Origin of the sequence: Pelagibius sp. (assembly GCF_028281305.1) — a bacterium.
Classification (GTDB): domain Bacteria; phylum Pseudomonadota; class Alphaproteobacteria; order Kiloniellales; family Kiloniellaceae; genus Pelagibius.
This window is the reverse complement of the sequence record NZ_JANQKD010000056.1, coordinates 35,966-61,292: the sequence shown is the minus strand read 5'-3', so window position 1 is coordinate 61,292 and position 25,327 is coordinate 35,966. Positions and strand designations below refer to the sequence as shown.

Here is a 25,327-nt window from a genome sequence, read left to right as displayed (position 1 = left end):
GACCGCCTCCGATTCCTGCCTCGCCAAGGACTCCGCCATGCCTTCCCTCGACCTCTTCGACCTGAGCGGCAAGCGCGCCCTCATCACCGGTTCCAGCCGCGGCATCGGCTTTGCCCTGGCGCGCGGTCTGTCCGGTGCCGGCGCCGCGGTGGTGCTCAACGGGCGCGACAGCGGGCGTCTGGCGGAAGCCGCATCGACGCTGCAGGGCGAAGGCGCCAAGGTCCACAGCCTGCCCTTCGATGCCACCGACCACGCGGCGGTCAAGGCCGCCGTCGACGGCTTCGAGGCGGAGACCGGCGCCCTCGACATCCTGATCAACAACGCCGGCATGCAGCACCGCACACCGCTGGAAGACTTCGACCCGGCGGACTTCGAACGCCTGATGCAGACCAATGTCACCACGGTGTTCAATGTCGGCCAGGCCGTGGCGCGGCATATGATCGCCCGCGGGCGCGGGCGCATCGTGAACATCTGTTCGGTGCAATCGGCGCTGGCCCGCCCGGGCATCGCGCCCTACACCGCCTCCAAGGGCGCCGTCGCCAACCTGACCAAGGGCATGGCGACCGACTGGGCCAAGCACGGCCTGCAGGTCAACGGCCTGGCGCCCGGCTATTTCGAGACCGAGCTGAATGCCGCCCTGGTGGCCGACGCCGAGTTCAGCGCCTGGCTGGCCAAGCGCACCCCGGCCGGGCGCTGGGGCAAGGTGGAGGAACTGGTGGGCGCCGCCATCTTCCTCTGCGGCGACTCCGCCAGCTTCGTCAACGGCCACATCCTCTACGTCGACGGCGGCATCACCGCGTCTCTTTAGGCGGCTGCCCGCCGTTCTCGCCCGCCAACCCGGCAAAGGCCGGCCGCAACGCCTCCGACCAGATGCAATGGCCGGTGTTGTGGGCACCGAGCACCACAAGAAGAACCGCCTCCGACTCCGAAACGTTGCTGAACCCGCGCAGGACGCCGTCGGGGACGACGATGCCGTCGAAGGGCTCCAGCACCGCCGACTCCTCGCCCCGGTCGCCCCAGAACAGCTTCCAGCGGCCGGTCAGGGCAATGAAGGTCTCCTCCGAGCCGTGGCTGTGCAGCGCGGCACCGTTCCCCGGTGCCGCCTTGACGAAGTCGATGTGATAGTTCTCGGCGTGCTCGACCGCGGTCCCTTCAAGCTGCTCGTCATCGGCGCCCTGGCCCAGCGCGGAGAACAGCGTGCGGACATGGCCCGGCAGCGTGCAGTCCAGAAATGCGCGCGGAGAAGGGGTCAGATCGCGATAGCGCCAGATGCGGCCCTGCATCTCCGCACTGCTGATCGGCGTCGACTTGCCGAACCAGGCCCCTGTCTCCTCGTCGTAGTGAACATCAAGCTCTCTGCGCATCGTCGCTCCTTTCAAGCGGCGGGCCTGCCGGATTCTCAGGACGACAAAAAGCCCGTCATGGCTAGACCCGGGCACGCGCCAGGCGCGCACCCTCGACCAGCGAGTCCAGTTTCGCGTAGCAGACCTCGGCATCCACCAGGCCGTCCCCGGCGAAGGTGCCGAAGCCGCAGTCCGTGCCCGCCATCACGCGCTCGGGTCCGGCGATGGCGGCAAACTTCAGCAACCGTTCGGCAACCAGTTCCGGATGCTCCACGTAGTTGGAGGTGCTGTCGATGACCCCGGGGGCGAGGATCTTGTCTTCCGGCAGATCCACCGTCTCGAAGACGCGCCACTCGTGGGCGTGGCGCGGATTGGCCGCCTCGAAGAGAATGGTCGCGGGCCTGGCCTTCAAGACGATGCCGATGATCTTGTCCAACCCGATGTCACGGGTGTGCGGCCCCTCGTAGTTGCCCCAGCAGACATGAATGCGCAACCGCTCGGCCGGCAGTCCGTCCAAAGCGGCGTTCAGCACCTCCACCTGCTCGTGGGCGCTCTTGAGGAAGGTCGCCTCGTCGTCGTTCTTGAAGGTGGTGTGACGTCCCATGCCCAAGTCCGGGCAGTCGATCTGCAGATAGAAACCAGCCTCGACGATGGCGCGGTATTCTTCCTTCATCGCCTCGGCCAGGGCCTCCAGATAGGCGCTGCGGTCGGGATAGTATTGGTTGGCCTGGAACAGGGCAATGACGCCCGGCGAGGCGGCATTGACGAAGCCGTCATGGGCCCCGGCTTTCTCGACGGCCCGGCGCAGCCGTGCCAGGTCGGCCGTCGACTGCGCACGGTCCTTGACTTCCACCGGGCCGGTGCAGCAGGGCGTGGGGCGCGGCAGGGCGCCCTCGCGCCAGCGCGCCAGCATCTTGAGGAAGCCGGGAAAGTCCTCCAGGTCGGCGCCGGGGATGCGCGGACTGTCTCCGGAGAAGCCGGTGAGCCGGTCCTTCACATAGTTGGCATAGCCGATCTTGGAGAACTCGCCATCGGAGACCACGTCGATCCCCAGGGCCGCCTGGCGGGCGACCACGGACTCCACGGCCTCGCCAACCACGTCTTCAAAGTCTTCGGGCGCCTCGCCGGCCTCCTCGCGGGCCTGCAGCACGTCGCAGACCGCATCCGGGCGCGGCAGGCTGCCGACATGGGTGGTCAGGAACTTGCTCATGGTCCTAGCCCTTCACAGCGCCGGCGGTCATGCCGGCGATGATCTGGCGTGCGGCGAAAAAGGTGAAAAGCAGCGGCGGAATGACAATCAGCGTGCCCATGGCCATGATACGGCCCCATTCGACCCCGGTATCGGTGATGAAGCCAGCGGCGCCCACCGGCAGGGTCCGGGTCTTGCGACCGGTCAGCAGCAACGCAAGGATGAACTCGTTCCAGGCGATGCGGAAGGCGAAGATGCCGGCCACTGCGTAGCCGGACTTCATCAGCGGCAGCAGGACGCGGAAGAAGACCTGCAGCGGCGATGCGCCGTCGACGATCGCGGCTTCCTCCAGTTCCACCGGGATCTGTTTGTAAAAGCCGAACAGAAGCCAGATGGCGAAAGGCAGGTTGAGAGCCGTGTAGAAGAAGATGAGAACAGCCAGGTCGTTGTCGAGGCTGAAGGTCGCCACCATGGCAAAGGCCGGCACCGCGAGGACCGCCGGCGGCACCATGCGCACCAGCAAGGTGGCATTGGCGACCAGGCGGCGCCCGCGGAACTCGGTGCGCGCAAGAGCATAGGCGCAGAGCCCGCCCAGGAAGAGCGTGAGGAAGGTGGAGATGGTGGCGACGATGACGGAATTGGTGAGATAGCGGTCGAATCTGCCGCGGGTCAGGATGTATTCGTAGTTCTCCATGGTGGGAAAGAAGAAGAACCAGACCGGCCTGCCGTCGAAGATCAGCACCTCGTTCTTCAGCGAGGTGGAGATCATCACCCAGATCGGCATCAGACAAATCGCGGCCAGAAGGATAAGGCCGCCGTAATGCATCCAAGTCTTCGCCGGGTTGTCGAGACGATCGCTAAACATCGGACTTGTCCTTCATCGGATTGGACAGGAGCAGGATGCCGAGGCTCAGCAGGAAGACGATCACGATCAGCAGAACCGAGATCGCCGATGCATAGCCCAGCAGTTGCGCATCGAAAGCGCGATTGTAAATGTGCAGGGACAACAGCTCTGTCGCCCGCCCCGGGCCGCCGCCGGTCATGATGTACATGACCTCCAATGCCCGGAAGACATCGATCAAGCGCATCAGCAGGGCGATCACCAGGATCGAGCGGATCATCGGCAGCTTCACCAGGAAGATCTGCTGCCACCAATTGGCACCGTCGATGCGCGAGGCCTCCAGCACTTCCGAGGGCAGGGCCTGGAGGCCGGCGATGACGATGATGAAGATGAAAGGCGTCCACTGCCAGATGTCGGTGAAGACGATGGCGAAGAACGCCAGATCCGCGTCCCCCAGCCAGACCTGGGGCTCGATGCCGAACCACTGGCCGAGGTAGTAGTTGACCCAGCCGACCCGGGCGTCGAAGAGATAGCGCCAGATCAGGCCGACCACGACCGGCGAGACCATGAGCGGCAGAATGAAGATGGTGCGGAAGACGCTGGCCCCACGGATCGGCTTTTCCAGCATCAGCGCCAGCGCCACGCCCAGGATCATCTCGATGGAGATGGTCCAGAAGCCGAAGCGGAAGGTCACCCAGAGCGATTCCCAGACATCCGGGTCGCCCAGCATGCGCGCATAGTTGTCCAGCCCGACATGCTCCGCCTTGGAAAAAGGCGTGCCGATCTTCCAGTCGAAGAACGAGAGATAGAAGGCGTCGATGACCGGGTAGAGCAGGCCGGCCATCATCACCAGAACCGCCGGCAGGATAAAGAAGTAGGGCGTCAGCACTCGCGTGTCGAAGCGTGGCTGTTCTATGACGTTCACACGGCTTGCGCTGCTCTCGGCCATGACGCCTTTCCCGGCAGGTGGCTCGGAAGAGGAGCGGCTGCAGCCGCCCCTCCTCCTCGGTCCTTACTGCCGCCGATAGTCCGACCAGGCGTAGTAGCCTTCGCGCTCCATGATGGCGCGCGCCTTTTCCGCCGCCGCGTCCATAATCGGCTGGATCGGCTTATCCGTGGTGATCACCTCGGTCAGCGCCTGACCCAGAACGTCGATGTTGAGCTCGTTCCACTCCGGGATCAGCGGGCGCCAGTCCGGGTCCGCACAGGGAAGCTGCTCGGCCACCACCGGGTATTCCGGGAACTGCTCGGCGAAGTGCTCGATCGTCGAGATACGAATCGGGTCGCCGCCCAGTTCCACCATGCGTTTGTCGCCGGCTTTGGAGGTGATGTACTGGATGAAGAGGAAGGCCGCCTCCTTGTTCTGGCTGTTGGCCGGAATGCCGACCGCAAAGCCGCCCGTCTCCGAGCCGCAGCGCGACCCGACCGGATGCAGCGCGAAGCCGACCTTGCCGTCGACCTTGGAGAGCTTGGGATCGCGCGACATCGCAGCGATCTTCAGCGTATCGATGTACATGGCGGCATCGCCCTGGAGGAAGGCGGCCGAGGCCTCCGAGAAGCCGTAGGAGGGAATCCCGGTGGGGCCGGTCTGGGTAATCTCGCGCATGATCTGCGCCGCTTCCACGCCGGCGGCGTTGTTGAAGACCGGGTTCCAGTTGTCGTCGAAGATCTTGCCGCCCAGCGGCGCCAGATGCAGCAGCCAGCCGGCCGTCACCTGGTGGCCGGTCTTGCCGCGCGAGGTGAGGGCGCCGACGCCGGTCTTCTCCTTGATCACCGGCAGCGCCGCGCGCAGCTCGTCGTAAGTCTTCGGCGGCTCGATGCCGGCCTGCTCCAACAGATCCTTGCGGTAAGCCATGATCGAGGTTTCGGCCCCGAAGGGGATTCCGTAGAGCCCGCCCGACTTGCCGGGCATGTAGCCCTTCTTGCCGCCGACGATGCCGCCGTTCTGCAAATAGGCGTCGGCGATGTCGTCGATGTCGTAGGCGGGGTCGACCAGGGCGCCGTTGGTGAACATCTGGCTCAGCGGCGTCAGCAGCCCCTTGGAGACATACTCGCCCTTCCACATCACAACCCAGGAAACGACGTCGTACTCGCCCTCCCGCTTGGACATCTCCAGGATCTGGCGGTCGCGCAGCTTGAGGTACTGCAGCGCGTCGATCTCGACCTCGATTCCTGTTTCCTCGGTGAACTCCTCCACCAGGGTCTCGGCCTTCTGGAAATGGCTGAGCGCCGGCCAGCTCACCACGATGGTGGTGCCTTCGTACTTCTCGTAGGGATTGGCGGCTGCGGGGCTGCTGGCAACGGCCGCCCCCAAGGCCAGCGCGGCGATCGGACCGGCCGCCATCATGAACACTCTCTGCATCTCATCCTCCCATCCAGGGTTCTGGTTGTTGGTTTCCTGCCCGATCGCGTCAGAGGGCCTGCCCGCTGTCGCGGTCGAACAGATAAAGCCTGTCGGAATCGAAGAAGTACTCGCCGGAGGTCAGCGGCGCCGCATCGGGCCCGACATCGACCGAAGCCGTGACGTGCTGCTCGCCGACCTGCGCAGCCAGGAACTGGCTCGACCCGATGTACTCGGCGACGTCGACCTCCAGACGAATCGGCGCAAGTTCGCCGTCACCGCCGTTGCGCGCTGCGAAATGCTCCGGACGCAGGCCCACGACAACATCACGACTGGCCGCCGCGGAGGCCCGGGACCGCATACGCTCCGGCACCGGCAGGTCGAAGCCGGTACCCCGCACCCTGAGCGCGCCGTTTTGCTCCGTGAGTTCGCCGGCGAGCAGATTCATCGACGGCGACCCGATGAAGCCGGCGACGAAAAGGTTGCTCGGCGCCGTATAGACCTCCCTCGGACTGCCGACCTGCTGGATGATGCCCCCTTCCATGATCACGATGCGATCAGCCATGGTCATGGCCTCGATCTGGTCGTGGGTCACGTAGACCATCGTGCGCTCGAGCCGCTTATGGAGCAGCGCCAGCTCGGTGCGCATGGTCGCGCGCAGCTTGGCGTCCAGATTGGAGAGCGGCTCGTCGAAGAGAAAGCAGTAGGCATCGCGGACGATGGAGCGCCCCATGGCGACGCGCTGGCGCTGACCGCCCGAAAGATCCTTGGGCTTGCGGTCGAGGTAGGGCGTCAACTCCAGCATATCGGCCGCACGGCGCACGCGCTCCTCGATCTCCGCCTTGGGCGTGCCCGCCAGACGCAGCGCAAAGGACATGTTGCCCGCGACGTTCATGTGCGGGTAGAGCGCGTAGGACTGGAAGACCATGGCGATGTCGCGCGCCTTGGGGGCCGCGTGCGTCACCTCGCGGCCGGCGATGTGAATGCTTCCAGCCGAGACCATCTCCAGCCCGGCGATCATCCGCAATGTCGTCGACTTGCCGCAGCCGGAGGGACCGACGATGACCACGAACTCGCCTTCGTCGATGGTCAGGTCCAGCTTGGGAATGACGATCACGGGCCCGAAGGCCTTGACCACTTCCCGCAGCACGACGCCGGTCATGAGCCGCGTCCTCCCAGTTCTCCGGCCCGCTTTTCGCGACCGTTTCAGCTAGGCTAACAAGCTTTCCACTGGCGCAGCAACGCAAAAATGTCATACGCTAACATTTTACCCCCCCGGGATGCGGCAGGATGGCGAAAAGACAGGCACGCGAAAGGCCGGGAAAACGGATGTCCACCGGCTCCGGGACCCTGAGCGAGGTGGCCGCGACCGCCCGGGTCAGCGAGATGACCGTGTCCCGCGTGTTGCGCGGCAAGACCAACGTCTCGCAGAAGACCCGGGCCAGGGTGCTGGAGGCGGTCCAGTCCCTCGGCTACGTCCCCAACCGGATGGCCGCCGCCCTGGCCTCGGCGAAGTCGATGCAACTCGCCGTGATCATCCCCTCGCTGCGCAACATTGTGTTCCCGGAGCTGCTGGCCGGGATCACCGATACGCTGGAAGGCGCCGGCTATCAGGCGGTCATCGGCGTTTCCGAGTACAGCCTGGAGCGCGAAGCCAAGCTGGTTGCGGCGATGATTTCCTGGCGGCCGGCCGGCATCATCATCACCAACGCCTATCATCACCCTGATGTCGTGAATCTGTTGACCGCCTCTCCGGCGCCGATTGTCGAGGTCATGGAACTGACCCGGAACCCCATCGACATGTGCGTCGGGCTGAACCACCGCAAGGCCGGCGCCGCCACCGCCATCAAGCTTTTGGAGAAGGGCTACCGCCGCTTTGCCTATCTGGGCTGCGACCTGGAGGCCGACAAAGCGGCCGGCAAGCGTTTCAAGGGCTTTCTTGAGACCATCACGCAGGGCGGCGGAGAACTGGTCGCCAAGTCGACGGTCGACGAGCCTTCCAGCGTGGCGCTCGGCCGCCGGCACTTTGCGGATCTTCTGGCCCAGTCGCCCCGCATCGAGGCCGTCTACCTCTCCAACGACGCGGTCGCCAGCGGTGCGCTGATGTATTGCCTGGCAGAGGGCATCGCGGTGCCTAAGAAGATTGCGATCGCAAGTTTCAGCGGCCTTGAGATCGGCCAGGCCATGCCCCTGCCGCTGACCACAGTGCGTTCGCCGCGCTACAAGATGGGATGCCTGAGTGCCCAGCGGATCCTCGACCGGCTGGACGGCAAGAAACCGCCGCGCGTCACCGATGCCGGTTTCGAGTTCATGGAAGGGGCCACGACGTAAAGAGGAAAGGCTGCCAAAGGAAAGGCTGCCGGCCCTGTGCGGAGCCGCCCCCCGCTATCGCCGGCGCGAGTCCCGCCGGTTGCCGGGATGGCGCTCATCCGGTCCCCAGATGGCCCGGTAGGTATCGCTCTTCAGGCCGGCACGCTGCAGCAGAACGAAGGCTGCGAGATAAACCAGCAGCAGCGCGAGCAGCCAGGACAGCAGGGCGTCGCGCCAGCCCAGCAGATCGAGCCCGGTGACCGTCGCCGCAACGGCCAGCACCAGCGCCGCGTAGCCGGCCGTCTTGTGCCAGGCTTCAAAGGCAAGCCGGCGCGGGGTCATGTCATAGTGATCGCCGCGCCAAGTCGAGGGATCGTCTGATACAGCCCGGTCATCGGTCGGGCCGCCCTTGCTGCCCCGCAGCCAGCCGCTCACCACCTGCAGGACGGCCAGGGCCGATGCCAGCAACCCGAGCACGGCGTGGGCCGAGTACTCGTACCCGCCGCTCGCCCAGACTGCCAGCACAACGGCGAGAACGATCACGGCCACCGACAGGTAACCGCAGGCCAGATGGGCGTGCCACCACAAGCGGTTGTCCAACTGCCGCGGCCAGTCCTGCCGTGGCGTGATCTTGAAGAAGCGCGCCAGCAGGACGCCCAAGGGCGCCAAGACCAACCAGGCCGCCAGCATCAGGACAGCATGCCAGGTCAAAGGATCCACGGTGCCGTCACCTCTCGGGTCGGGATCGGATCGGTCTCACAACGATCTCGCGGCCTGCAAGGTGCCCCAGCCCGGGCGCCGACATCAAGGCGCATCGAGACAGGCCCCGTAAGGGCGGGCCGAACGGCATGCTGCACAAAGGCGCCGTTAGCTGCCAGAATGGGCCGCGGAACAGTGCTGCGGAGGATGAGGAAATGGCGGGACCGCTCGAGGGTTTCAGGGTGATCGACCTGACGAACATGGTCTCCGGGCCGCTTGGCACGATGATCCTGGCCGACCAGGGCGCCGACGTGATCAAGGTGGAGGCGCCCAAGGGCGGCGACCACACGCGCCAGGTGGCGACCCGCCGCAACGGCTTTTCCGCCTCCTTCCTCAACAACAACCGCAACAAGCGCTCCATCGCGCTCGACCTGAAGACGCCCGCGGGCCTGGAGGCCGTGAAGCAGCTGGTCCGCGACGCCGACGTCTTTGCGCAGAACTTCCGCCCCGGCGTGATCGAACGCCTGGGCCTGGGCTATGAAGCCCTGCGGGAGATCAACCCCCGGCTGGTCTATGCCTCCATCAGCGGCTTCGGCTTCGACGGGCCTTTCGCCCAGAAGCCCGTCTTCGACCCTTTGATCCAGTCGCTCTCCGGCCTGACCACCGTGCAGGCCGGCTCCGACGAGGAGCGCCCGAAGCTCGTGCGCACCATCCTGCCCGACAAGCTGACCGGCTTCACCCTGGCACAGGCGGTCTGCGCCGCCCTGCTGGCCCGCAGCCGCACGGGCGAAGGGCAGCACATCCAGCTTTCCATGCTCGATACCGTGCTGGCTTTCCTCTGGGGCTCCGACATGGGCGGCCACACCTTCGTCGGCGACGAGATGGAAAAGGAAGTCGCGCAGAGCTGGATCGACCTGATCTACGAAACCCGGGACGGATTCATCAGCGTCGCGGTGATGCGCCACAAGGAATGGGTGGCTCTGGCCCGGGCGGCGGAGCGGCCGGAGTGGATCGAACGCCTGGAGGCGGCGGGCGTGCCCTGCGCGCCGGTGCTGACCCGGCGCGAAGCGATCCGCCATCCGCAAGTGGCGGCCAACGGGATTGTCGTGGAACACGACCATCCCCAGGCCGGGCGCCTGCGCCAGGCGCGCAACCCCGCGGTCTTCTCCGCGACCCCAGCCGCCCAACGCAGCGGCGCCCCGGCCCTCGGCGCCCACACCCGGGCGGTCCTGGCCGAGGCCGGCTTTTCGGCGGGCGAGATCGACGCCATGCTCGCCGGTGGCGCCGCGTTCGAAAGCGCCACGGCGGACGAGGATCCTGGCGAGGACGCGGCATGATCGAGCTCTACTACGCCCCCACGCCCAACGGATGGAAGATCGCCATCATGTTGGAGGAGTGCAGCCTGGAGTACCGCACCCACCTGCTGAGGCTGGCCGAGGGCGACCAGTTCAAGCCCGACTACCTGGCCATCAGCCCCAACGCCAAGATGCCCGCCATCGTCGACCACGGCGTCGTCGGCGATCCGGTCCCGGTCTTCGAAAGCGGCGCGATCCTGTTCTATCTCGCCGAGAAGACCGGCCGCTTCATGCCCAAGGACGCTCTGGGGCGCAAGGAAACCCTTGAATGGCTGTTCTGGCAGAGCGCCAACCAGGGCCCCATGGCCGGGCAGCTCAGCCACTTCAAGAACTATGCGCCCGATGGCGAGGACTATGGCTTCAAGCGCTACCGCGGGGAGTACGAGCGCAACCTCGCGGTCCTGGAGCGCCGCCTTGACGGCCGGGACTACATCCTCGGCGACTACTCCATCGCCGACATGATGGCCTTTCCCTGGGCCTTCATCGCCAAGCCGCTGGGGGCCGCCCTCGACGACTTTCCGCGCATCGCTGACTGGCGGGGACGGATCAAGCAGCGTCCGGCGGTGCAGCGCGCCATCGACCTGCACAAGGACAAGCAGAACCGCGGTCAGCAGAACGCGTCGAACAACAGCCTGTTGTTCAACCAGACGGCCGAACACCTGAAGCGCTGAAATCCGTGCCTCCGGAGCGCAGGGCCGCCCGAGCGATGGCGCCTGTGGACAATGCAATAATTCTGACATCAATTCTTCATGTGTGCGTCGCAGAGGCAGGCCAGAGTGCGCAGGCATACCAATTCGCCGCCTCATCAGCAGGCTGATCCAGACGTAAAGTGTTCCAGACGTACAGGGAGACTCCAATGTTCCGCACAGTCGTAGCCGCTGGCCTGACGGCCGGGGCGGCGTGGCTTGTTCCGGGCGCCATGGCGCCGGCCCAGGCAACCGAGCCCTTCGCCCGTGTCGCCTCCTTCCCGGTTTTCCTCAACCTGCCGGAAGGGACCGACCCCGCCACCGAGACGGTGGCCGAGATCGTCACCTCGGCCATGGACGGGACCATGCTGGTCTACACCGACTCGGCCCTGGAGGCGATCGGCAAGGTCGACATTGCCGATCCAGCCAATCCGAAACCGGCAGGTATCATCATGCTCGGCGGCGAGCCCACCTCCGTGGCGGTCCTCGGCAATCACGCCTATGCGGGCGTCAACACCTCCGAGAGCTTCGTCGAGCCCGGCGGCCATGTCGCGGTCATTGACCTGACGACCAATGAAATCAAGGCGACCTGCGATCTGAAGGGCCAGCCCGACAGCGTGGCCGTCAGCCCTGACGGCGCATTCCTGGCCGTGGCGATCGAGAACGAGCGCGACGAGGACCTCAACGACGGTGTCATCCCGCAGCTTCCGGCCGGCTATCTCGCCAGCTTCCAGGTCAGCGGCGACGGTAGCCTGGCGAACTGCGATGCCGTCACGGTAACCGAACTCACCGGCCTGGCCGCGGTGGCACCGGACGATCCGGAGCCGGAATTCGTCTCCATCAACACGCAGAACCACGCGGTGGTGACCCTGCAGGAGAACAACCATCTGGTCATCGTCGATCTTGCGGCCGGTACGGTCGTGAATCATTTCTCCGCCGGCAGCGTCGATCTCAGCGGCATCGACAACGAGCGCGACGGTACGATCTCCATGACCGCCGAGCTGACGGGCCTGCAGCGCGAACCGGATGCGGTGGCCTGGCTGGACGATAGCCGCTTCGTCACCGCCAACGAAGGCGACTACGAGGGCGGATCGCGCGGCTTCTCGGTGTTCTCCGCCGAGGGTGCCTTGCTCTACGACTCCGGCAACGCCACCGAGCATCTGGCCGCCTCTGTCGGGCACTATCCCGAGAAGCGCTCCGGCAAGAAGGGCAGCGAGCCCGAGGGCGTGGCCACCGGCATCTTCGCCGGCGAGCGTTTGGTGATGGTCGGCCTCGAGCGTGCCAACCTGGTGGGCCTCTACCGCGACGGCACGGCGGGGCAAGGCACCAGCGGACGCATGGACTTCGTCCAGGCCCTGCCCTCCGGCGGCGTTGCCCCCGAAGGCATCGTCACCATCGGCGAGCGCGGCCTGATCGTCATCTCCAACGAAGACGATGCCGCCGAAGATCACATCCGTTCGACCATCACGCTCTATCAGCAGGGCGCCGAAGGACCCGACCTGACCCAGATCGTCTCGGTGAACGGGCCCGAGGGCGCGCCTATCGGCTGGGGCGCGCTCTCCGGCCTCGCAGCCAATCCGAGCGACCCGGCGATCCTCTATGCGGTGAGCGACAGCTTCTATGGGGTGCCGAAGATCTACACCATCGATGTTTCGGCAGAACCGGCCCGCATCGTCGCCGCGCGGACGGTGATGACGAACGGCACGCCGGTCGAAAACCTCGATCTGGAAGGTATCGCCGCGGCGCCGGACGGCAGTTTCTACCTTGCCTCTGAAGGCCACCCCGAGAAGGAGCGCCCGAGCCTGATCCTCCACGTCCTGCCGAGCGGTGAAGTGGCGCGGGAGATCACCCTGCCGGAGGCCCTGGAATCCGCGAAGAAGCGCTTCGGGCTGGAAGGCGTCGCCCTGGACGACAACAAACTCTATGTCGCCGTTCAGCGCGAGTGGAACGACGATCCCAAAGGCATGACCAAGATCCTGACGATGGATCTGGCCACCAACACCTGGGGCGTCATGCACTACCCGCTCGACGCGCCGGAAAGTGCCAACGGCGGCTGGGTCGGCCTGAGCGAAATCACCGCGCTCGGCAACGGCCGTTTCGCCATCCTCGAGCGGGACAACCAAGCCGGCCATAATGCGGCCATAAAGCGGGTCTATCAGGTTGACCTGTCGGCGGTGACCCCGGCCGCCCCAGGCGAGGCCCCGCCGGTCCTGACCAAGACCCTGGCCATGGACCTGCTGCCGATGCTGAAGGCGGCCAATGGCTGGACCGCGGACAAAGTGGAGGGACTTGCCCTCGCGGCCGACGGAAAGCTCTACGCGGTCACCGACAACGACGGTGTCGACGACTCGCCGGGCGAAAGCCTGTTCCTGCGCCTCGGCGCCGCCAACGAGGTGCTGGCCGCCAAGTAATTCGCGTTTACCCTAAGCCAACTTTGCCGGCCCCGGACCTAACAGTCCGGGGTCTTTTTTTGCGCGGCCCCGCGGTTGACAGCAAACCTGGGAGTTGATACATCCCCCAGCCCGTATCGCTGCGGCGATACGGATTGATGGCAAATCAGGTGTAAGCCCATGACGAGAATTGATCTCAAGGGCATGACATCGCCGATCTTCGCGGTCCTTCCTCTGCGCTAGCGCGCCGGCCGGGGCCCCGACCCCGGCGCTGTCATCCCAGACCGAACCCAAACGACAACCGCCCCCTGGCGGCGCTTGGCTGCGCCCTGTTCACGTGCCGCCGGCTCCACCAGCGGGCGCAGACACGCGAATGATCGATGAACGAGCACGCACTGCTGCTGCGCATCCTGCGCGCAGCCATGACAGAGACTGAACCCAGGACGCCGCGCGCCGCCGGCATCGTCAGCTGGTGCCGCCAGAATGCCGAGATCCTTGGGCTGACCCGGTTTGCGCGCAAGCTCGCCAGGGCGGAAGAACAGCGCTGCGGGAGCGCCAAGTCCAAATCCACCAGGGCCAAGCGCGCCAAGAAGAAGCCGCAACCCGATCCCTGGCGTTTGCTGGACAAAGCCCTGCGCAAGGCGGAATCCGCGGCGGCGAAAGCGCCGGACGGCAAAGCCACCGCCGTTCTGCAGATCGCGGCGCGCCTGGGCAAGGTTCTGAACCTCACCGGTGAAGAGACGCGTCTGCTGCAGATCGTCGTCGCCATCAACCGTCTGCGCTGGGTCGCATCCCTGCACTGGCGCCTGCGCAGCCATGGCCTGGACAGCACAACCTTCGCCGCCAAGCTCGCCGGCTTCGAGACTCCCGAGGCCTTGCGGCGCAGTGCCGTGGTGGAGCTGGCCTTGATCGAACTCGCGCTCAACCGCGGCGGCGAGATCACGCTGGATCTCAGCGATGCGGTCGACCGGGTGATCGACCGCGCACCGGCTGGCGACGACGAACTGATCGAGTGCCTTGTCGGGCGCAGCGCCCCGGCCGAGCTCGGCATCCTCGACTTTCCCGAAGTCCGGCAGCATGCCGAGCTGCTGCGGCGCCTGCTGAGCGGTGCCGTCGCCGACAAGGCCAAGGGTGTCAACGTTCTGCTCTATGGCCCGCCGGGGACCGGCAAGACGGAGCTTGCGAAGACCCTCGCCAAGGCAGCCGGTGCGCGGCTCTTTGCTGTCGGCGAGACTGACGAATACGGCGACGAACCGAACCGCTGGGAGCGCGTGACGGCTCTCGCGCTTGCCCAACGCGTGCTGGCGGGCCGCGGCGACACCCTGCTGCTGTTCGACGAGATGGAAGACCTGATCGGCGACACCCAGCGCAGCGACAGCGGTCGTTTCGTCCGGCGCAGCGGATCGAAGGTCTTCGTCAATCGCCTGTTCGAGAACAACCCGGTCCCGACGCTCTGGACGACCAACGACATCGAGAGCATCGACGCGGCCTTTCTCCGCCGCATGTCCTACATCGTGAAGATGGACCGGCCGCGCCTGCAGGCGCGCAAGCGCATTCTCACCCGCGTTCTGGCGGACGAAGCGCTGCTGCTGGAGGAAGACGTAATCGAGCGCCTGGCAGCGACGGCCCCGGAAGTATCCGCCGTCGCCCGCAAAGCGGCACGCTCCACCCGGCTTGCCTCCGGCGGCAGCGCGGAGGTCGAGCAGACCCTGACGGCATTGGTCGAAGGCTTGCGTTACGGACGCCGGCCTGCGCCCGGCGCGCAGACGGGGCAGGCACTGGACCTGTCGCTCTACCATGCAGACCGCGATGTCGGCCGCCTGTTCGGCCAGCTCTCGGCCAAGGGCGCGGCGCGCGACTTCTCGCTGCTGCTGACCGGCCCGCCGGGAACCGGCAAGACCGCCCTCGCCCTTCACCTGGCGCAGAAGCTCGACCAGCCTCTGGTGATCAAGCGCGCGTCCGATCTGCTGTCCAAGTGGGTCGGCGATTCCGAAAAGCACATCGCCGATGCCTTCGCCGAAGCGGCGGACGAGGGCAGCATTCTGCTGTTCGACGAGATCGACTCCCTGCTGTTCGACCGCGGCGCCGCGTTACGAAGCTGGGAGGTAAGCCAGGTCAACGAGCTGCTCACCTGGATGGAGCGCCATCCCCAGCCCTTCATCGCTGCGACGAACCATGCCGACAAGCTGGACCCCGCCGCCATGCGCCGCTTTGTTTTCAAGGTCACGCTCAAGGCACTGACGGCGCCCCAGCGGGAGAAGGCTTTCGGGTTGTTCTTCGGCCTGAAGGCGCCGCTCCGGCTCCAACAGATCGAAGGGCTCACGCCCGGGGACTTCGCGGTCGTCGCCCGTCAGCTGAAGTTCCGGGCAGACCCCGCGCCGGCTGAGGAGATTGCCGCGCTGCTGGCGGCAGAGGCCGCGGCCAAGACCGGCGGCCGTCAGCCCATCGGCTTTCGCACCCCTTCGCGCAGCGCCGGCACCGCGGGGCCGCCGGAGCGGCGCCTGAAGGACGCGCCGCTGCGGGACAGCTGACCACGACCCTCGCGGTCCGGGGCTGATTTTTGTCTGCCGTCCGTGCGAAACTGGTCGGCATGGCATGCGCCCAAGTAAGATACCAAAAGTCGCCGGCTAGACCTGTCGGCCTATGCCCGGCTTTCCTGACCGCCGCTGTCGTGGCCGCGACGTTCGGCGCCGCCTCTGCCGCAGGAGCCGCTGAGAACACGCAGGATGCTGGCGCCGCGATCCTGCAGGCCGCGGCCGCGGCGCTCTGCCCGGACATCCTCCTCGATCCCGAAGGCACGGAGATGGCATCGGAGGGACCGCTTGCGGGATACCGGCTCGAACCAGTGCGCGACCGGGGCCCCGAGGGCAGATGGGTCCGCCGGGAGGTTCGGCTCGACGGGCCCGTCGCGGCGCCCGACCTCGGTCTGGAGGCGACGCGCGCGGGCGGCCAGTTGCGGCGCATCTCTCTCACCCTCTACGACGGCGATACCGGCCGTCCGCTGATCACGGCCCTGGCGAACGGCGCCTGTCAGATCCACCATGCGCGCGCGCTGCGCTACGGGGATGACGGCATGGCCCTGGAGCTGGTCCATCTCTCGGCGGACCTGACCAACGAGGAGCAGGTCGAAGCCCTCAATCCCGCGGTGCCGCCCGGCGAAGACCCCGGCGGGGTGACCGTGGCCCACATCGACAGCGGCGTGAACTACCTCCTGCCCGCCATTGCAGAGCGGCTGGCGCGCGATGCCGAGGGTACGCCCCTGGGCTATGACTTCTGGGACCTGGATGCACGCCCCTTCGACGGCGACACCGGCCGCTCCGCCTTTTTCCCGATCCGCCACGGCACGCCGGTGGCGAGCCTGCTCGTCAAGGAGGCGCCCGCAGTGCGTCTGCTGCCCTACCGCTATCCGCGCCCGGACATGGGGCGCATGGCCGATCTGATCGATGCGGCCGCCGCGGCAGGAAGCAGCGTCGTCGCCATGCCGCTCGGCAGCCGCAAGGCCGAAGACTGGGCGGCCTTTACGGCCGCCGCCGAACGTCACAGCGACCTGCTGTTCGTCGTGTCAGCCGGCAACGACGGACGCGACATCGACGCCGTGCCGCTCTATCCCGCCGCGCTCGACCTGACGAACATGCTGGTCGTCACCTCGGCCGACGCCTTCGGACGGCTGGCAGCGGGGTCCAACTGGGGTTCGGAGTCCGTCGACCTGATGGTGCCCGCCGAACAGTTGGACGTAACCGACTACCGCGGGGCGCGCGGCCGGGCCTCCGGCTCCAGCTATGCGGTGCCGCGCGTGGCAGCCCTCGCCGCCCGCCTGAAGGCGGCCAATCCCGACTGGCAGGCTGCCGAACTGAAAGCGGCGATTCTCGACCGCGCCGTGCCGCCGCTGGAGCGTGGCCAGCCCAAGGTGGCGGGCGGCTGGATCCCCAACCCGGCCGAGGATGGCTGAGTCAGTTCGCGAGTTTGGGGGGCCGCGGTGGCGGCTGCGCCATGAAGCGCTCCGCTGCCGGGGCTGTCTGCGGGTTGACCCGCTTCAGCCGCGCCAGCGCCTCTGCCGCCAGGTCCGGATCGCCGCCCCAGGTGCCGGCCTGGATCGCAAAGCGCAGGACCTGCAGGTCCTCGCCGGCGTATTCCATCAGCCAATGCAGATGCGGCAGTTCGGCTTCGTAGTCGCGCAGCAGATGATGGGTGACGACCAGACCGAGGCGCGTGTTGACCGCATTGGGGTCCTCCGCCAGGGCGCGCTCAAAGAGAGGCACCGCCATCGCAGCGGCACCACCGCGCCCCAGGGTCTGGCCGGCCAGATCCAGAAGCTGCCGGTTGCCGGCACGGCCACAGGAGGTCGCGATCGCCTTGGCTTCCTGATCCTGCAACCGGCCCAGCCGCGCCTGACGCTCTTCGATCAGCGTCGTACAGATGCGCACCGCCGCGCCGAGTTCGGCGCTTGCCTCTGCAAAAGCCGGCCCGCTCTTTGATTCCAGCACCGCGAGCGCCGAGGAGGGGATCGCCTCGAAGCGCCCCTCGCCGCCCGAAGCGACAATGCCGACCAGACGGCCTTCGGCGTCGACCAGCGCACCGCCGCTGTTGCCCGGCTGGCTGTAGGCATCGTGGTGCAGGCGGGCCAGGGGGTGCCCGGCCGCCGGCAGAGCCTGTGTCTGGCCGGGATCATAGGCGCGGATGCGCTGCCGGCCGACGTCGGCCCCGATGGTGAAGAGGTCGACCCCCGCCCGAGCTTCCGCCGGCTCCAGAGCCGGCCCTTGCGGCAGGCCGTCGACGGTGAGGAACACCAGGTCTGCGGCATAGCCACTGGGCACGACCGTGGCGGTCAGGGGCGTCCCGTCGGCCAGGAAAAGCGTCGCCTCTGGCTGGTCGGCGACCACGTGACGGGCGGTGACCAAGCGGTCGGGCCCGACGCGCACCGCCGAGCCGACGGGATCGAAGGCTGAGATGGCAAAGACGGCAGCGCGGGCGTCGCAGACCGGATCCGGCTGGTCGCAGTCTGTCCCCTGGGCCTGCGCCGCCGGCGCCGCCAGACAGGCTGCTGCTGCACCGGCGAATGCGATGCCACGCAAAGCCAGGAGTGCTTTGACCGATCGCAGGCCCATAGAGATACGGACCTCTACCAGCTTCCGCTGTTTTCCATGGAGGACCAGGGCTCCTGCGGTGCCAGGGAGTCGCCCTTCTGCAAGAGCTCGACCGAAATGCCGTCCGGCGAGCGCACGAAGGCCATGTGGCCGTCGCGCGGCGGGCGGTTGATCGTCACGCCACCGTCGTGCAGCTTCTGGCAGAGGCCATAGATATCGTCCACGAGGTAGGCGAGATGGCCGAAGTTGCGCCCGCCCTGGTAGTCCTCCGGATCCCAGTTGTAGGTAAGCTCCACCAAGGGGGCCTTTTCCTCCTTGGCGCGGCCCTCGTCTTCCGGCGCCGCCAGGAAGACCAGCGTAAAGCGGCCCTTCTCGCTGTCATAGCGACGGACCTCTTTCAGGCCCAGCAGGTTGCAGTAGAAGTTGAGCGATGCATCCAGGTCTTTCACCCGAACCATGGTGTGCAGGTAACGCAAAGAGGCCTCCCCTTCAGTCTGTATCATGTGACGGGCCGCCGTTTGGGCTCCATGCCCGAAGGATTGCTTGGCCTGTAAGATAGGAGGCGAGCCGCGAAACGCAAACCCAAGAGACGGGTGAGCCGGATTCAGGCGAAGGCGGGAATGCCCAGCAGGTCCGCGATGGCCGGCACCTGGTCCAGCGCCCAGCGCATTTCCTGGCGCTGAAAGGCGGTCAACTCCCCGGGCGCCACGCGGTTGGAAAGCGGCAGACCCTGGTCGATGTCGCGCAATTGCTGCCGCAGAATGAGATCCAGCAGGATGCGGTGCGCTTCGATCAGGTTGTCGATGGTGCGGGCCGGGACGAGGTCGAGGCCGCGGGCGGCCTCCAGCCGCTCCGGCGTCGAGCGCTTGGCGATGCCGTGCTGCAGGGCGATCACCCGCGCCGCCGAGAAGATCGGCATGATGCCGCCTTTTTTCAGGTCCACGCGGCCGTGGTCCAGCTTCAGCCGGCCGAACCAACCGACCGGGGCCTCCAACTGGCCTGCTTTCAGTGCCAAGAGCCGCAGGAAGGAACGCGAGCCCTTGGCGGCCTCCAAGGCCTCGTCATGCAGGCGCTCGGCCAGCTCCGCCGCGCCATGGACCGGAACGGCATCGAAGAAGATGTCGCAGTTCAGCATGTCCTCCGGCTTGGAGCGGGTGATCCAGGTGCCGACGGTGTCGCGCCAGCCGGCGAGGTCCATGCGCCACTCCGCGTTGGCGGCCATGACCCCGCCCTTGCAGTAGCAGACGCCGGCATCGTTCAGGATGTCGGCGGTGCGCTGGCCCAGCGCGGCGAACCAGGGGTCGACGTCCCGCCCATTAAGCTCCGCGGCAGAGCCCGCCGCGTCGCCGGCGAAAACCACGGCGTTGTCCTGGTCCATGGCAAGAAGGCTCTCGCCGCGCCCGCCGGAGCCGAGGACCATCATCGCATAGGGCAAGGGTGCGGGCCCCATCTCGGACGCTTCCAACTCCGCCTCCGCAAACTCGCAGGCGCGGCGCGTGAGCGCGCGCAATTCGCGCGAGACAATGGCCGCCACATCGCGGCTGTCCACATCCTCGTGCACCAGCGCCCGCGCCACCACCGTGAGGTCAGCCCAGATGCGGCCCAGCTCTGCAGCCGTCTCCGCCTGCTCGATGCAGTCGCCCAGCGAGACGGCGTCGCTCGCCCGCTGGCGCAGCAGGTCGCGGGCGCTGAGCGCGCCCACCAGCGCACCCTCCGCGTCGACCACGCCCAGATGGCGAAAGCCGCCGCCCGACATGCGCGCTAGCGCGCGGTAGACAAACTCGTCCGCCTTGATGGTGACGAGGGGGCGCGCTGCAAACTCCGCCACCGGCCACTGCAGCGCCGCACCGCCCAAGGCATCAACCGCCCGCAGCACGTCGCGTTCGGTGATGATACCCCAGCCGTCCTCGGCGGCTGCAGCGTCGGCCCGGGCCGGCAGAAACAGGGAACTCACCTTCTTGCCGGCCATGACGCCCAGCGCCTCCTGCAGCGGCGCGTCGCCGGCGATGGTAAGCGGCGGACTGTTCATCAGGTCCGCGACCTTGTGGCGGTAGGGAAAGCTGTCGACGCGGGCGTACTCCGCCACGCTGGGGGCAACCGCCTGACCCAACTGATCGAAGCCCTGCCATCCGGCCCGCGCCTCTTCGTCGAGGCGCTCGGTGAGCGCCCGGCAGGCCCGCTCCGCCTGGGCGAGGGTCGTGACGCCGGCTTCTGCGAGCTTTGGGACGAGGGCCAAAAAAATCTCGGCCGTGAGGATCGCATCCCCCAGGGCCCGGTGACGGTTGCTGGTCTCCAGCCCGAGCCAGCCCGCCACCGTCTCCAGCGACTGGCTGGGCAGGTTGGCGCCGACGAGATGAAGCAGGTGGCGCACATCGAGGCTGCGGGGCATCTGCCAGTCGAGCCCGTTTCGCTCGTGCTCGGCCTTGAGGATCGCCAGATCGAAGCCGATGGAATAGCCGATCACCACCGAGGGCCCGGCCCAATCGACGAACCCATCCATGGCCTCGCGGAAGGCCGGCGCCCCGGAGACATCGGCGTCCGTTATGCCGTGAATTGCCGTGGAATCGCCCGGGATCGGCATGCCGGGGTTGACCAGGACGCTGTGGCTGTCGCCTTCGGCGATGCGCCCGCCGGACAGGCGCACACCGCCGATCTCGATGACATGGTCATGGACGACGTCCAGCCCGGTGGTTTCGGTGTCGAGTACAACAGCCGGGATTGCCCGCAGCGGCAGCCCGGAGAGACTCGTCTCGGCCCCCTGGAAACTCATGCACTCGGCTCCCTTCCCGCAGTGCGACACTAAACCTCATTGCATCCTCGCGGGATTTGATCAGCATCAATGGCGCAACTCGGCGAAGCTGGTTAAATCGGCGGCGACGGCGGACCCCCGGGCACGTTTTTCGAAGCGTTCCCGGATGTCCCGCCATTTGAACTTGATGGAGTTCTCGACGATTTCCTTGTCATGCTTCTTCAGGGCAGGCGCGATCGGGGCCCATTCGAAAAGCGCAGCGGGACTGGCGGTGAACAGCGCCGCGCCGCGCGGACCGTTGTGCCAATCGTGGAAAGCCAGGCGCCGCTCGAAGGCCTGCATGGCTTCGTCAGCGGAGAAGGCGGAGGTTTGGGCCGCCGCGGCGGCATTGTCCGCCAAACCCTTGTGAAAGCACTGCAGTGCCAGTTCGCGCCGCAGCACGTCGTCAAGAGTCTCGTCCTGCAGCGCATGGGAAACCGCAAAGAGAGTCAGATCGGACAGACAGGCAGCGAAGACATGCATCTTGGCGATGTCGATCGACGAAGCGAAGACATCGTCTTCGAACATGCTCGGATAGCGTGTGCCCATCCGGGCCTTCAGGTAGCCATAGAGGGTCTTTTGGGCAATGAAGGCTGCGCGCGTCGCAACGAAGCGGCACAACGTATCGGTCGAATCGATAGGGCCCGAATCGCGCCGTACGGTCAGGCGCGCGAGAAACTCGGGCAAGAAGGCCCAGGCTTTACGCAGGGGTTGCATCACCCGCGGGCCCGCGGATTTGCACAAGACTGCCGCGAAACGCTAATCGATTCGATGATTGAGCTCGGCCGAAACGTCATAATCGCTACTACTAAGGTTTTCAATCCAGTACAATCATGATCTACTCGCGAACCTTCGCCAACCATGTTGAAGTAGTGGGGCATTTTCGAAAAAAACATCTGGGGGAATGACAATGTCTGAAGCCACAAGAGACCCCGGCGCTGGGGGAACATCAGCGCCCGGGATTGGCAAGGAAGCAAAGGAGCGTCATTGGGCTAAAACCCGCAACCTGACGATCGGAGTTTTGGTCGTCTGGGCGATCTTTGCCTTCATCCTTCCTTGGAACGCCAAAGCACTGAATGAATTCTCTTTCCTGAGCTTTCCGCTGGGCTACTACCTGATCGTCCAGGGCTCACTCCTCGTCTTCGTTGTGTTGATCTTCTTCCAGAACTGGCGTCAAGACGCCATCGACGACGAAGCCGGCGTCGGCGACGAATAGGGGGACGACCGACATGATCAAAGGGAGCTTCATCGAAAACCTCGGCCGCGTGTACGCGATGTACACCGGCGGGTTCCTCGTCTTCATCGTGCTGATGGCGATCCTGGAGCAGATGGGTGTCGGTGCCGACACCATTGGCATCCTCTTCGTCGCCTTCACCGTCGCCATCTATGCCCTGATCGGCTGGCTGTCGCGCACCATGCAGGTCGAGGCCTACTACGTTGCCGGCCGCGAAGTGCCGGCGGTCTACAACGGCATGGCGACGGCGGCGGACTGGATGTCCGGCGCCTCCTTCGTGGCGCTGGCCGGCGGCATCTACTTCGGCGGCTACGGCTATCTGGGCTTCATCGTCGGCTGGACGGGCGGCTACGTGCTGGTCAACTCGCTGATGGCGCCCTACCTGCGCAAGTTCGGCTGCTACACGGTGCCGGACTTCATCGGGACGCGTTACGGCGGCAACGTCGCGCGCTTCTGCGCCGTCGTGATCCTGGTCGTCACCTCCTTCACTTACGTGACGGCGCAGATCAACGCCTCGGGAACCATCGCGGCGCGCGCGCTGCATATTCCCTTCGAGTTCGGCGTCTGGATCGGCCTGGTCGGCATCCTGCTGTGCTCCATGCTCGGCGGCATGCGGGCGGTGACCTGGACCCAGGTGGCCCAGTACATCGTCCTCATCATCGCCTATCTGGTGCCGGTCATCTGGATGTCCAACAAACAGGACTTCGGCATGGTGCCGCACTTCTCCTACGGCGATGCGGTGGCCCGCATCCAGGAGCTGGAGCCCCTGGTCGGGCTGGGGACAGCGGCAACGGAAAGCGCACCTGCTGATTTCAGGGGTGTCAGAATCCTTTCGACACCGCACAACGATCCGCAGGGCGGCATGGACTCCTGGAAGTTCGTCACCCTGGCGCTCTGCATGATGGCGGGCACGGCTTCGCTGCCGCACATCCTGATGCGCTACTTCACCACACCCTCGGTGCGGGACGCGCGTAGGTCTGTCGCCTATTCGCTGTTCTTCATCTTCCTGCTGTACTTCACGGCCCCGGCCCTGGCCACGCTGACCAAGCTGCAGCTGCTGGACCCGACCCTGCCGACGGCGGTCATCGGACAGTCCTTCGAGGCGGTGAAGAGTCTGGCCTGGGTGCAGAACTGGGAGAGCGTGCGCATGCTGTTCCTCACAGACAGCAACGGGGACGGCATCGTTCAGCTCAACGAGTTCTTCATGCGGCCGGATATCGTCGTCCTGGCGACACCGGAAATCGCCGGGCTGCCGTATGTGATCTCGGGCCTGGTGGCTGCCGGCGGTCTGGCCGCGGCCATGTCGACGGCCGACGGGCTGCTGCTGGCCATCGCCAACGCGCTGAGCCACGATCTTTACTACAAGATCATCGACCCGAAGGCGGACACCAAGCATCGCCTCATCGTCGCCCGCGTGCTGCTCATCGTGATCGGCGCGGCCGCCGCGTTGATCGCCAGTCTGCAGCTCACGGGTATTCTCGGTGCCGTGGCCTGGGCTTTCTGCTTCGCCTGTTCCGGCCTGTTCTTCCCGCTGGTGCTGGGGGTCTGGTGGAAACGGGCCAACACCCAGGGGGCGATCGCCGGCATGGTCTTCGGCTTCGCCGCTGGCTCCGCCTATCTGTACTACGTGTACAACGGCGGCACGCCCTGGATGGGCATCGACCACCTGCGCTTCGGCATCATCGGCATGCCGGTCAGCCTGGTGGCGATGGTCGTGGTCAGCCTGATGACCCCGGCGCCAAGCCAGGAAGTGCAGGACATGGTGGACGAGGTTCGTATTCCTTCGGGCGAAACGATCCTCGGTGCCAAGCACTGATCTGAAACAAGCAAAAGCATGTAGACTGGGGTGGCGGAGTTTCTCCGCCACCCTTTTTATTCAGGACCCGTAAACAGGTGACGATAACCGACCCGCTTGCCGTCTTTCCCATCTGGGTCATCGTGTTCGACTATCTGATGGGCGTGATCATGTGGACGCTGATCGGCCGCGTCGCCATGAACCTCTTCCTGCCGGAAGACTCGAACTTCTTTTTCATGAAGGTCTTCGTGAAGGGGACCAATCCCATCATCCGAGTCTTCCGGCCGATTACGCCGGGTTTTCTGCTGGAACCCCTGGTGCCGCTCTACGTCGCCTGGTTCTTCTTCATGATCCGCTTCTACCTGATGCCCTGGCTGCTGGGATACTCGGTCATGGGGATGCTGTCCTTCCCGCTGGAAGGCGAAATCGCCCGCGCTCTCTACGACATGGTCAACTGACGGTCCATACGAGAAAGGGCCGGCGCGCTGGCGCCGGCCCTGCCTTGTCTCCACCCCGAACTGTAATGGCTTCTTAGAGCCCGCTGCGCTTGGGCAGGCCGGCGTAGAGGTGAACGTGGGACACCGTCGCAAAGTCGCCCGGCAGCGCGCCGTAGGTCTGTCCGTCGCTGTGCCAGGCGATGGCCAACCCGGCCGCCAGATGCTCGCCGGTGAGCTGCAGGCATGGCTTGAAAGCCGCTTCAAAGCGGGCTTTGCCCGCCTTGTCTGCCGTAAAGACCGACTGGGCACCGTCGCGCGTGCCGATCGGGAGATCGTGGGTGCCGATGAAGGGCTCGGTCGGCGGCGAAGCCATGAAGAAGTGCCACATGGTGTAGACGCCGTCCGGCACAAGGCCGGTGAAGTCGGCAGTCAGGCTGCCCTCGCCGTTCGCGCAGCTGTAGCTGGCCTCACCCTTGGCGCTCAGCCAGTCGCCGAGGGTGATGCCCAGGGCGCGGCCCTTAGGCCAGGGGCCGTTGGCCGTCTCGTCGAAGGGCTGATGCTCCAGCGGTTCCGCGGCGGCATAGAGTGGCTGGCTCATGTCCCGGTCGCCGGCGGTCGGACGATAGAGCTTGCCGGAGCCGGGCTCGCGCTCGATCAGCACATCCTGCTCGGCGAGATTGTCCTCGACATGGAGTTTGAAATTGAACTCCAGCGCGACCGGGGCATCGTAGGCAACCTGGGTGCTTGGCTCTCCGCTGCTGTCGGCAACCGCTGCGGAAGCCGTCAGCACCATAAGGGCCGAGGCGGTCATAAGAAGGGATTTAACGGACATGGA

At 66.1% G+C, this 25,327-nt stretch carries 22 protein-coding genes; 10 read left to right on the top strand and 12 right to left on the bottom strand.

The annotated features are described in order from the left end of the window. Positions 1–37: 37 nt before the first annotated feature. Positions 38–808 (top strand): SDR family oxidoreductase, encoded by a 771-nt coding sequence (locus tag Q0982_RS12595; protein ID WP_299396034.1) that lies wholly within the window; start codon positions 38–40, stop codon positions 806–808. On the opposite strand, the gene Q0982_RS12590 is transcribed toward Q0982_RS12595, so the two are convergent. From Q0982_RS12590 to Q0982_RS12565, 6 genes are all read right to left on the bottom strand, one after another. Then, positions 792–1,364, bottom strand: coding sequence for a cupin domain-containing protein (locus tag Q0982_RS12590; RefSeq protein ID WP_299396032.1), 573 nt, complete (start codon positions 1,362–1,364; stop codon positions 792–794). The genes Q0982_RS12595 and Q0982_RS12590 overlap by 17 nt on opposite strands. 61 nt (positions 1,365–1,425) lie before the next feature. Then, a complete protein-coding gene (locus Q0982_RS12585) occupies positions 1,426–2,553 on the bottom strand; it encodes a cobalamin-independent methionine synthase II family protein (RefSeq protein WP_299396029.1) in 1,128 nt (375 codons plus the stop codon). A gap of 4 nt (positions 2,554–2,557) precedes the next feature. Next, complete coding sequence (locus Q0982_RS12580) at positions 2,558–3,397, bottom strand: carbohydrate ABC transporter permease (RefSeq protein ID WP_299396027.1); 840 nt, start codon at positions 3,395–3,397, stop codon at positions 2,558–2,560. Beyond that, positions 3,390–4,322 carry a carbohydrate ABC transporter permease gene (locus Q0982_RS12575; protein ID WP_299396025.1) on the bottom strand — a complete coding sequence of 311 codons (933 nt, stop codon included), beginning with the start codon at positions 4,320–4,322 and terminating at the stop codon, positions 3,390–3,392. Before Q0982_RS12575 ends, Q0982_RS12580 begins: the two co-directional genes overlap by 8 nt. 63 nt (positions 4,323–4,385) lie before the next feature. Beyond that, entirely contained in the window at positions 4,386–5,735 is a 1,350-nt protein-coding gene (locus tag Q0982_RS12570) for a sugar ABC transporter substrate-binding protein (RefSeq protein WP_299396022.1), read from the bottom strand. A gap of 49 nt (positions 5,736–5,784) precedes the next feature. Continuing rightward, positions 5,785–6,876, bottom strand: a complete 1,092-nt coding sequence (locus tag Q0982_RS12565) for an ABC transporter ATP-binding protein (RefSeq protein ID WP_299396020.1) — start codon at positions 6,874–6,876, stop codon at positions 5,785–5,787. A 167-nt stretch (positions 6,877–7,043) separates the two neighbouring features. On the opposite strand from Q0982_RS12565, the gene Q0982_RS12560 reads away from it, so the two are divergent. Then, positions 7,044–8,045, top strand: coding sequence for a LacI family DNA-binding transcriptional regulator (locus Q0982_RS12560; RefSeq protein ID WP_299396017.1), 1,002 nt, complete (start codon positions 7,044–7,046; stop codon positions 8,043–8,045). Between the two features lie 54 nt (positions 8,046–8,099). On the opposite strand, the gene Q0982_RS12555 is transcribed toward Q0982_RS12560, so the two are convergent. After that, the gene (locus Q0982_RS12555; protein ID WP_299396015.1) at positions 8,100–8,744 is read right to left on the bottom strand and encodes a cytochrome b561 domain-containing protein; all 645 of its coding nucleotides are present in this window, start codon (positions 8,742–8,744) and stop codon (positions 8,100–8,102) included. Positions 8,745–8,938: 194 nt separating this feature from the next. On the opposite strand from Q0982_RS12555, the gene Q0982_RS12550 reads away from it, so the two are divergent. The 5 genes from Q0982_RS12550 to Q0982_RS12530 all read left to right on the top strand — a co-directional run bounded on the left by Q0982_RS12550 (position 8,939) and on the right by Q0982_RS12530 (position 17,103). Beyond that, on the top strand, positions 8,939–10,060 hold the full coding sequence (locus tag Q0982_RS12550) for a CaiB/BaiF CoA-transferase family protein (protein ID WP_299396013.1): 1,122 nt from the start codon (positions 8,939–8,941) through the stop codon (positions 10,058–10,060). Next, positions 10,057–10,749 (top strand): glutathione S-transferase family protein, encoded by a 693-nt coding sequence (locus Q0982_RS12545; RefSeq protein WP_299396010.1) that lies wholly within the window; start codon positions 10,057–10,059, stop codon positions 10,747–10,749. Before Q0982_RS12550 ends, Q0982_RS12545 begins: the two co-directional genes overlap by 4 nt. 185 nt (positions 10,750–10,934) lie before the next feature. Continuing rightward, positions 10,935–13,175 (top strand): esterase-like activity of phytase family protein, encoded by a 2,241-nt coding sequence (locus tag Q0982_RS12540; protein ID WP_299396008.1) that lies wholly within the window; start codon positions 10,935–10,937, stop codon positions 13,173–13,175. A 359-nt stretch (positions 13,176–13,534) separates the two neighbouring features. Further along, positions 13,535–15,685 carry an AAA family ATPase gene (locus tag Q0982_RS12535; protein WP_299396005.1) on the top strand — a complete coding sequence of 717 codons (2,151 nt, stop codon included), beginning with the start codon at positions 13,535–13,537 and terminating at the stop codon, positions 15,683–15,685. 140 nt (positions 15,686–15,825) lie between these two features. Beyond that, complete coding sequence (locus Q0982_RS12530; RefSeq protein ID WP_299396002.1) at positions 15,826–17,103, top strand: S8 family serine peptidase; 1,278 nt, start codon at positions 15,826–15,828, stop codon at positions 17,101–17,103. Position 17,104: 1 nt separating this feature from the next. On the opposite strand, the gene Q0982_RS12525 is transcribed toward Q0982_RS12530, so the two are convergent. From Q0982_RS12525 to Q0982_RS12510, 4 genes are all read right to left on the bottom strand, one after another. Continuing rightward, complete coding sequence (locus Q0982_RS12525) at positions 17,105–18,259, bottom strand: trypsin-like peptidase domain-containing protein (RefSeq protein ID WP_299396000.1); 1,155 nt, start codon at positions 18,257–18,259, stop codon at positions 17,105–17,107. Between the two features lie 14 nt (positions 18,260–18,273). Then, a complete protein-coding gene (locus Q0982_RS12520; protein WP_299396070.1) occupies positions 18,274–18,714 on the bottom strand; it encodes a VOC family protein in 441 nt (146 codons plus the stop codon). Positions 18,715–18,842: 128 nt separating this feature from the next. Further along, positions 18,843–21,008, bottom strand: coding sequence for a putative nucleotidyltransferase substrate binding domain-containing protein (locus Q0982_RS12515; protein WP_299395997.1), 2,166 nt, complete (start codon positions 21,006–21,008; stop codon positions 18,843–18,845). A gap of 66 nt (positions 21,009–21,074) precedes the next feature. Continuing rightward, complete coding sequence (locus Q0982_RS12510) at positions 21,075–21,713, bottom strand: hypothetical protein (RefSeq protein ID WP_299395995.1); 639 nt, start codon at positions 21,711–21,713, stop codon at positions 21,075–21,077. Between the two features lie 223 nt (positions 21,714–21,936). On the opposite strand from Q0982_RS12510, the gene Q0982_RS12505 reads away from it, so the two are divergent. From Q0982_RS12505 to Q0982_RS12495, 3 genes are all read left to right on the top strand, one after another. Next, on the top strand, positions 21,937–22,242 hold the full coding sequence (locus Q0982_RS12505) for a DUF4212 domain-containing protein (protein WP_299395992.1): 306 nt from the start codon (positions 21,937–21,939) through the stop codon (positions 22,240–22,242). A gap of 13 nt (positions 22,243–22,255) precedes the next feature. Then, positions 22,256–24,076, top strand: a complete 1,821-nt coding sequence (locus Q0982_RS12500) for a sodium:solute symporter family protein (protein WP_299395991.1) — start codon at positions 22,256–22,258, stop codon at positions 24,074–24,076. A gap of 77 nt (positions 24,077–24,153) precedes the next feature. Then, positions 24,154–24,513 carry a hypothetical protein gene (locus tag Q0982_RS12495; RefSeq protein ID WP_299395989.1) on the top strand — a complete coding sequence of 120 codons (360 nt, stop codon included), beginning with the start codon at positions 24,154–24,156 and terminating at the stop codon, positions 24,511–24,513. 73 nt (positions 24,514–24,586) lie between these two features. Here Q0982_RS12495 and Q0982_RS12490 read toward each other — a convergent pair whose 3' ends face one another. Next, positions 24,587–25,324 carry a hypothetical protein gene (locus Q0982_RS12490; protein WP_299395987.1) on the bottom strand — a complete coding sequence of 246 codons (738 nt, stop codon included), beginning with the start codon at positions 25,322–25,324 and terminating at the stop codon, positions 24,587–24,589. Between the last annotated feature and the right edge of the window lie 3 nt (positions 25,325–25,327).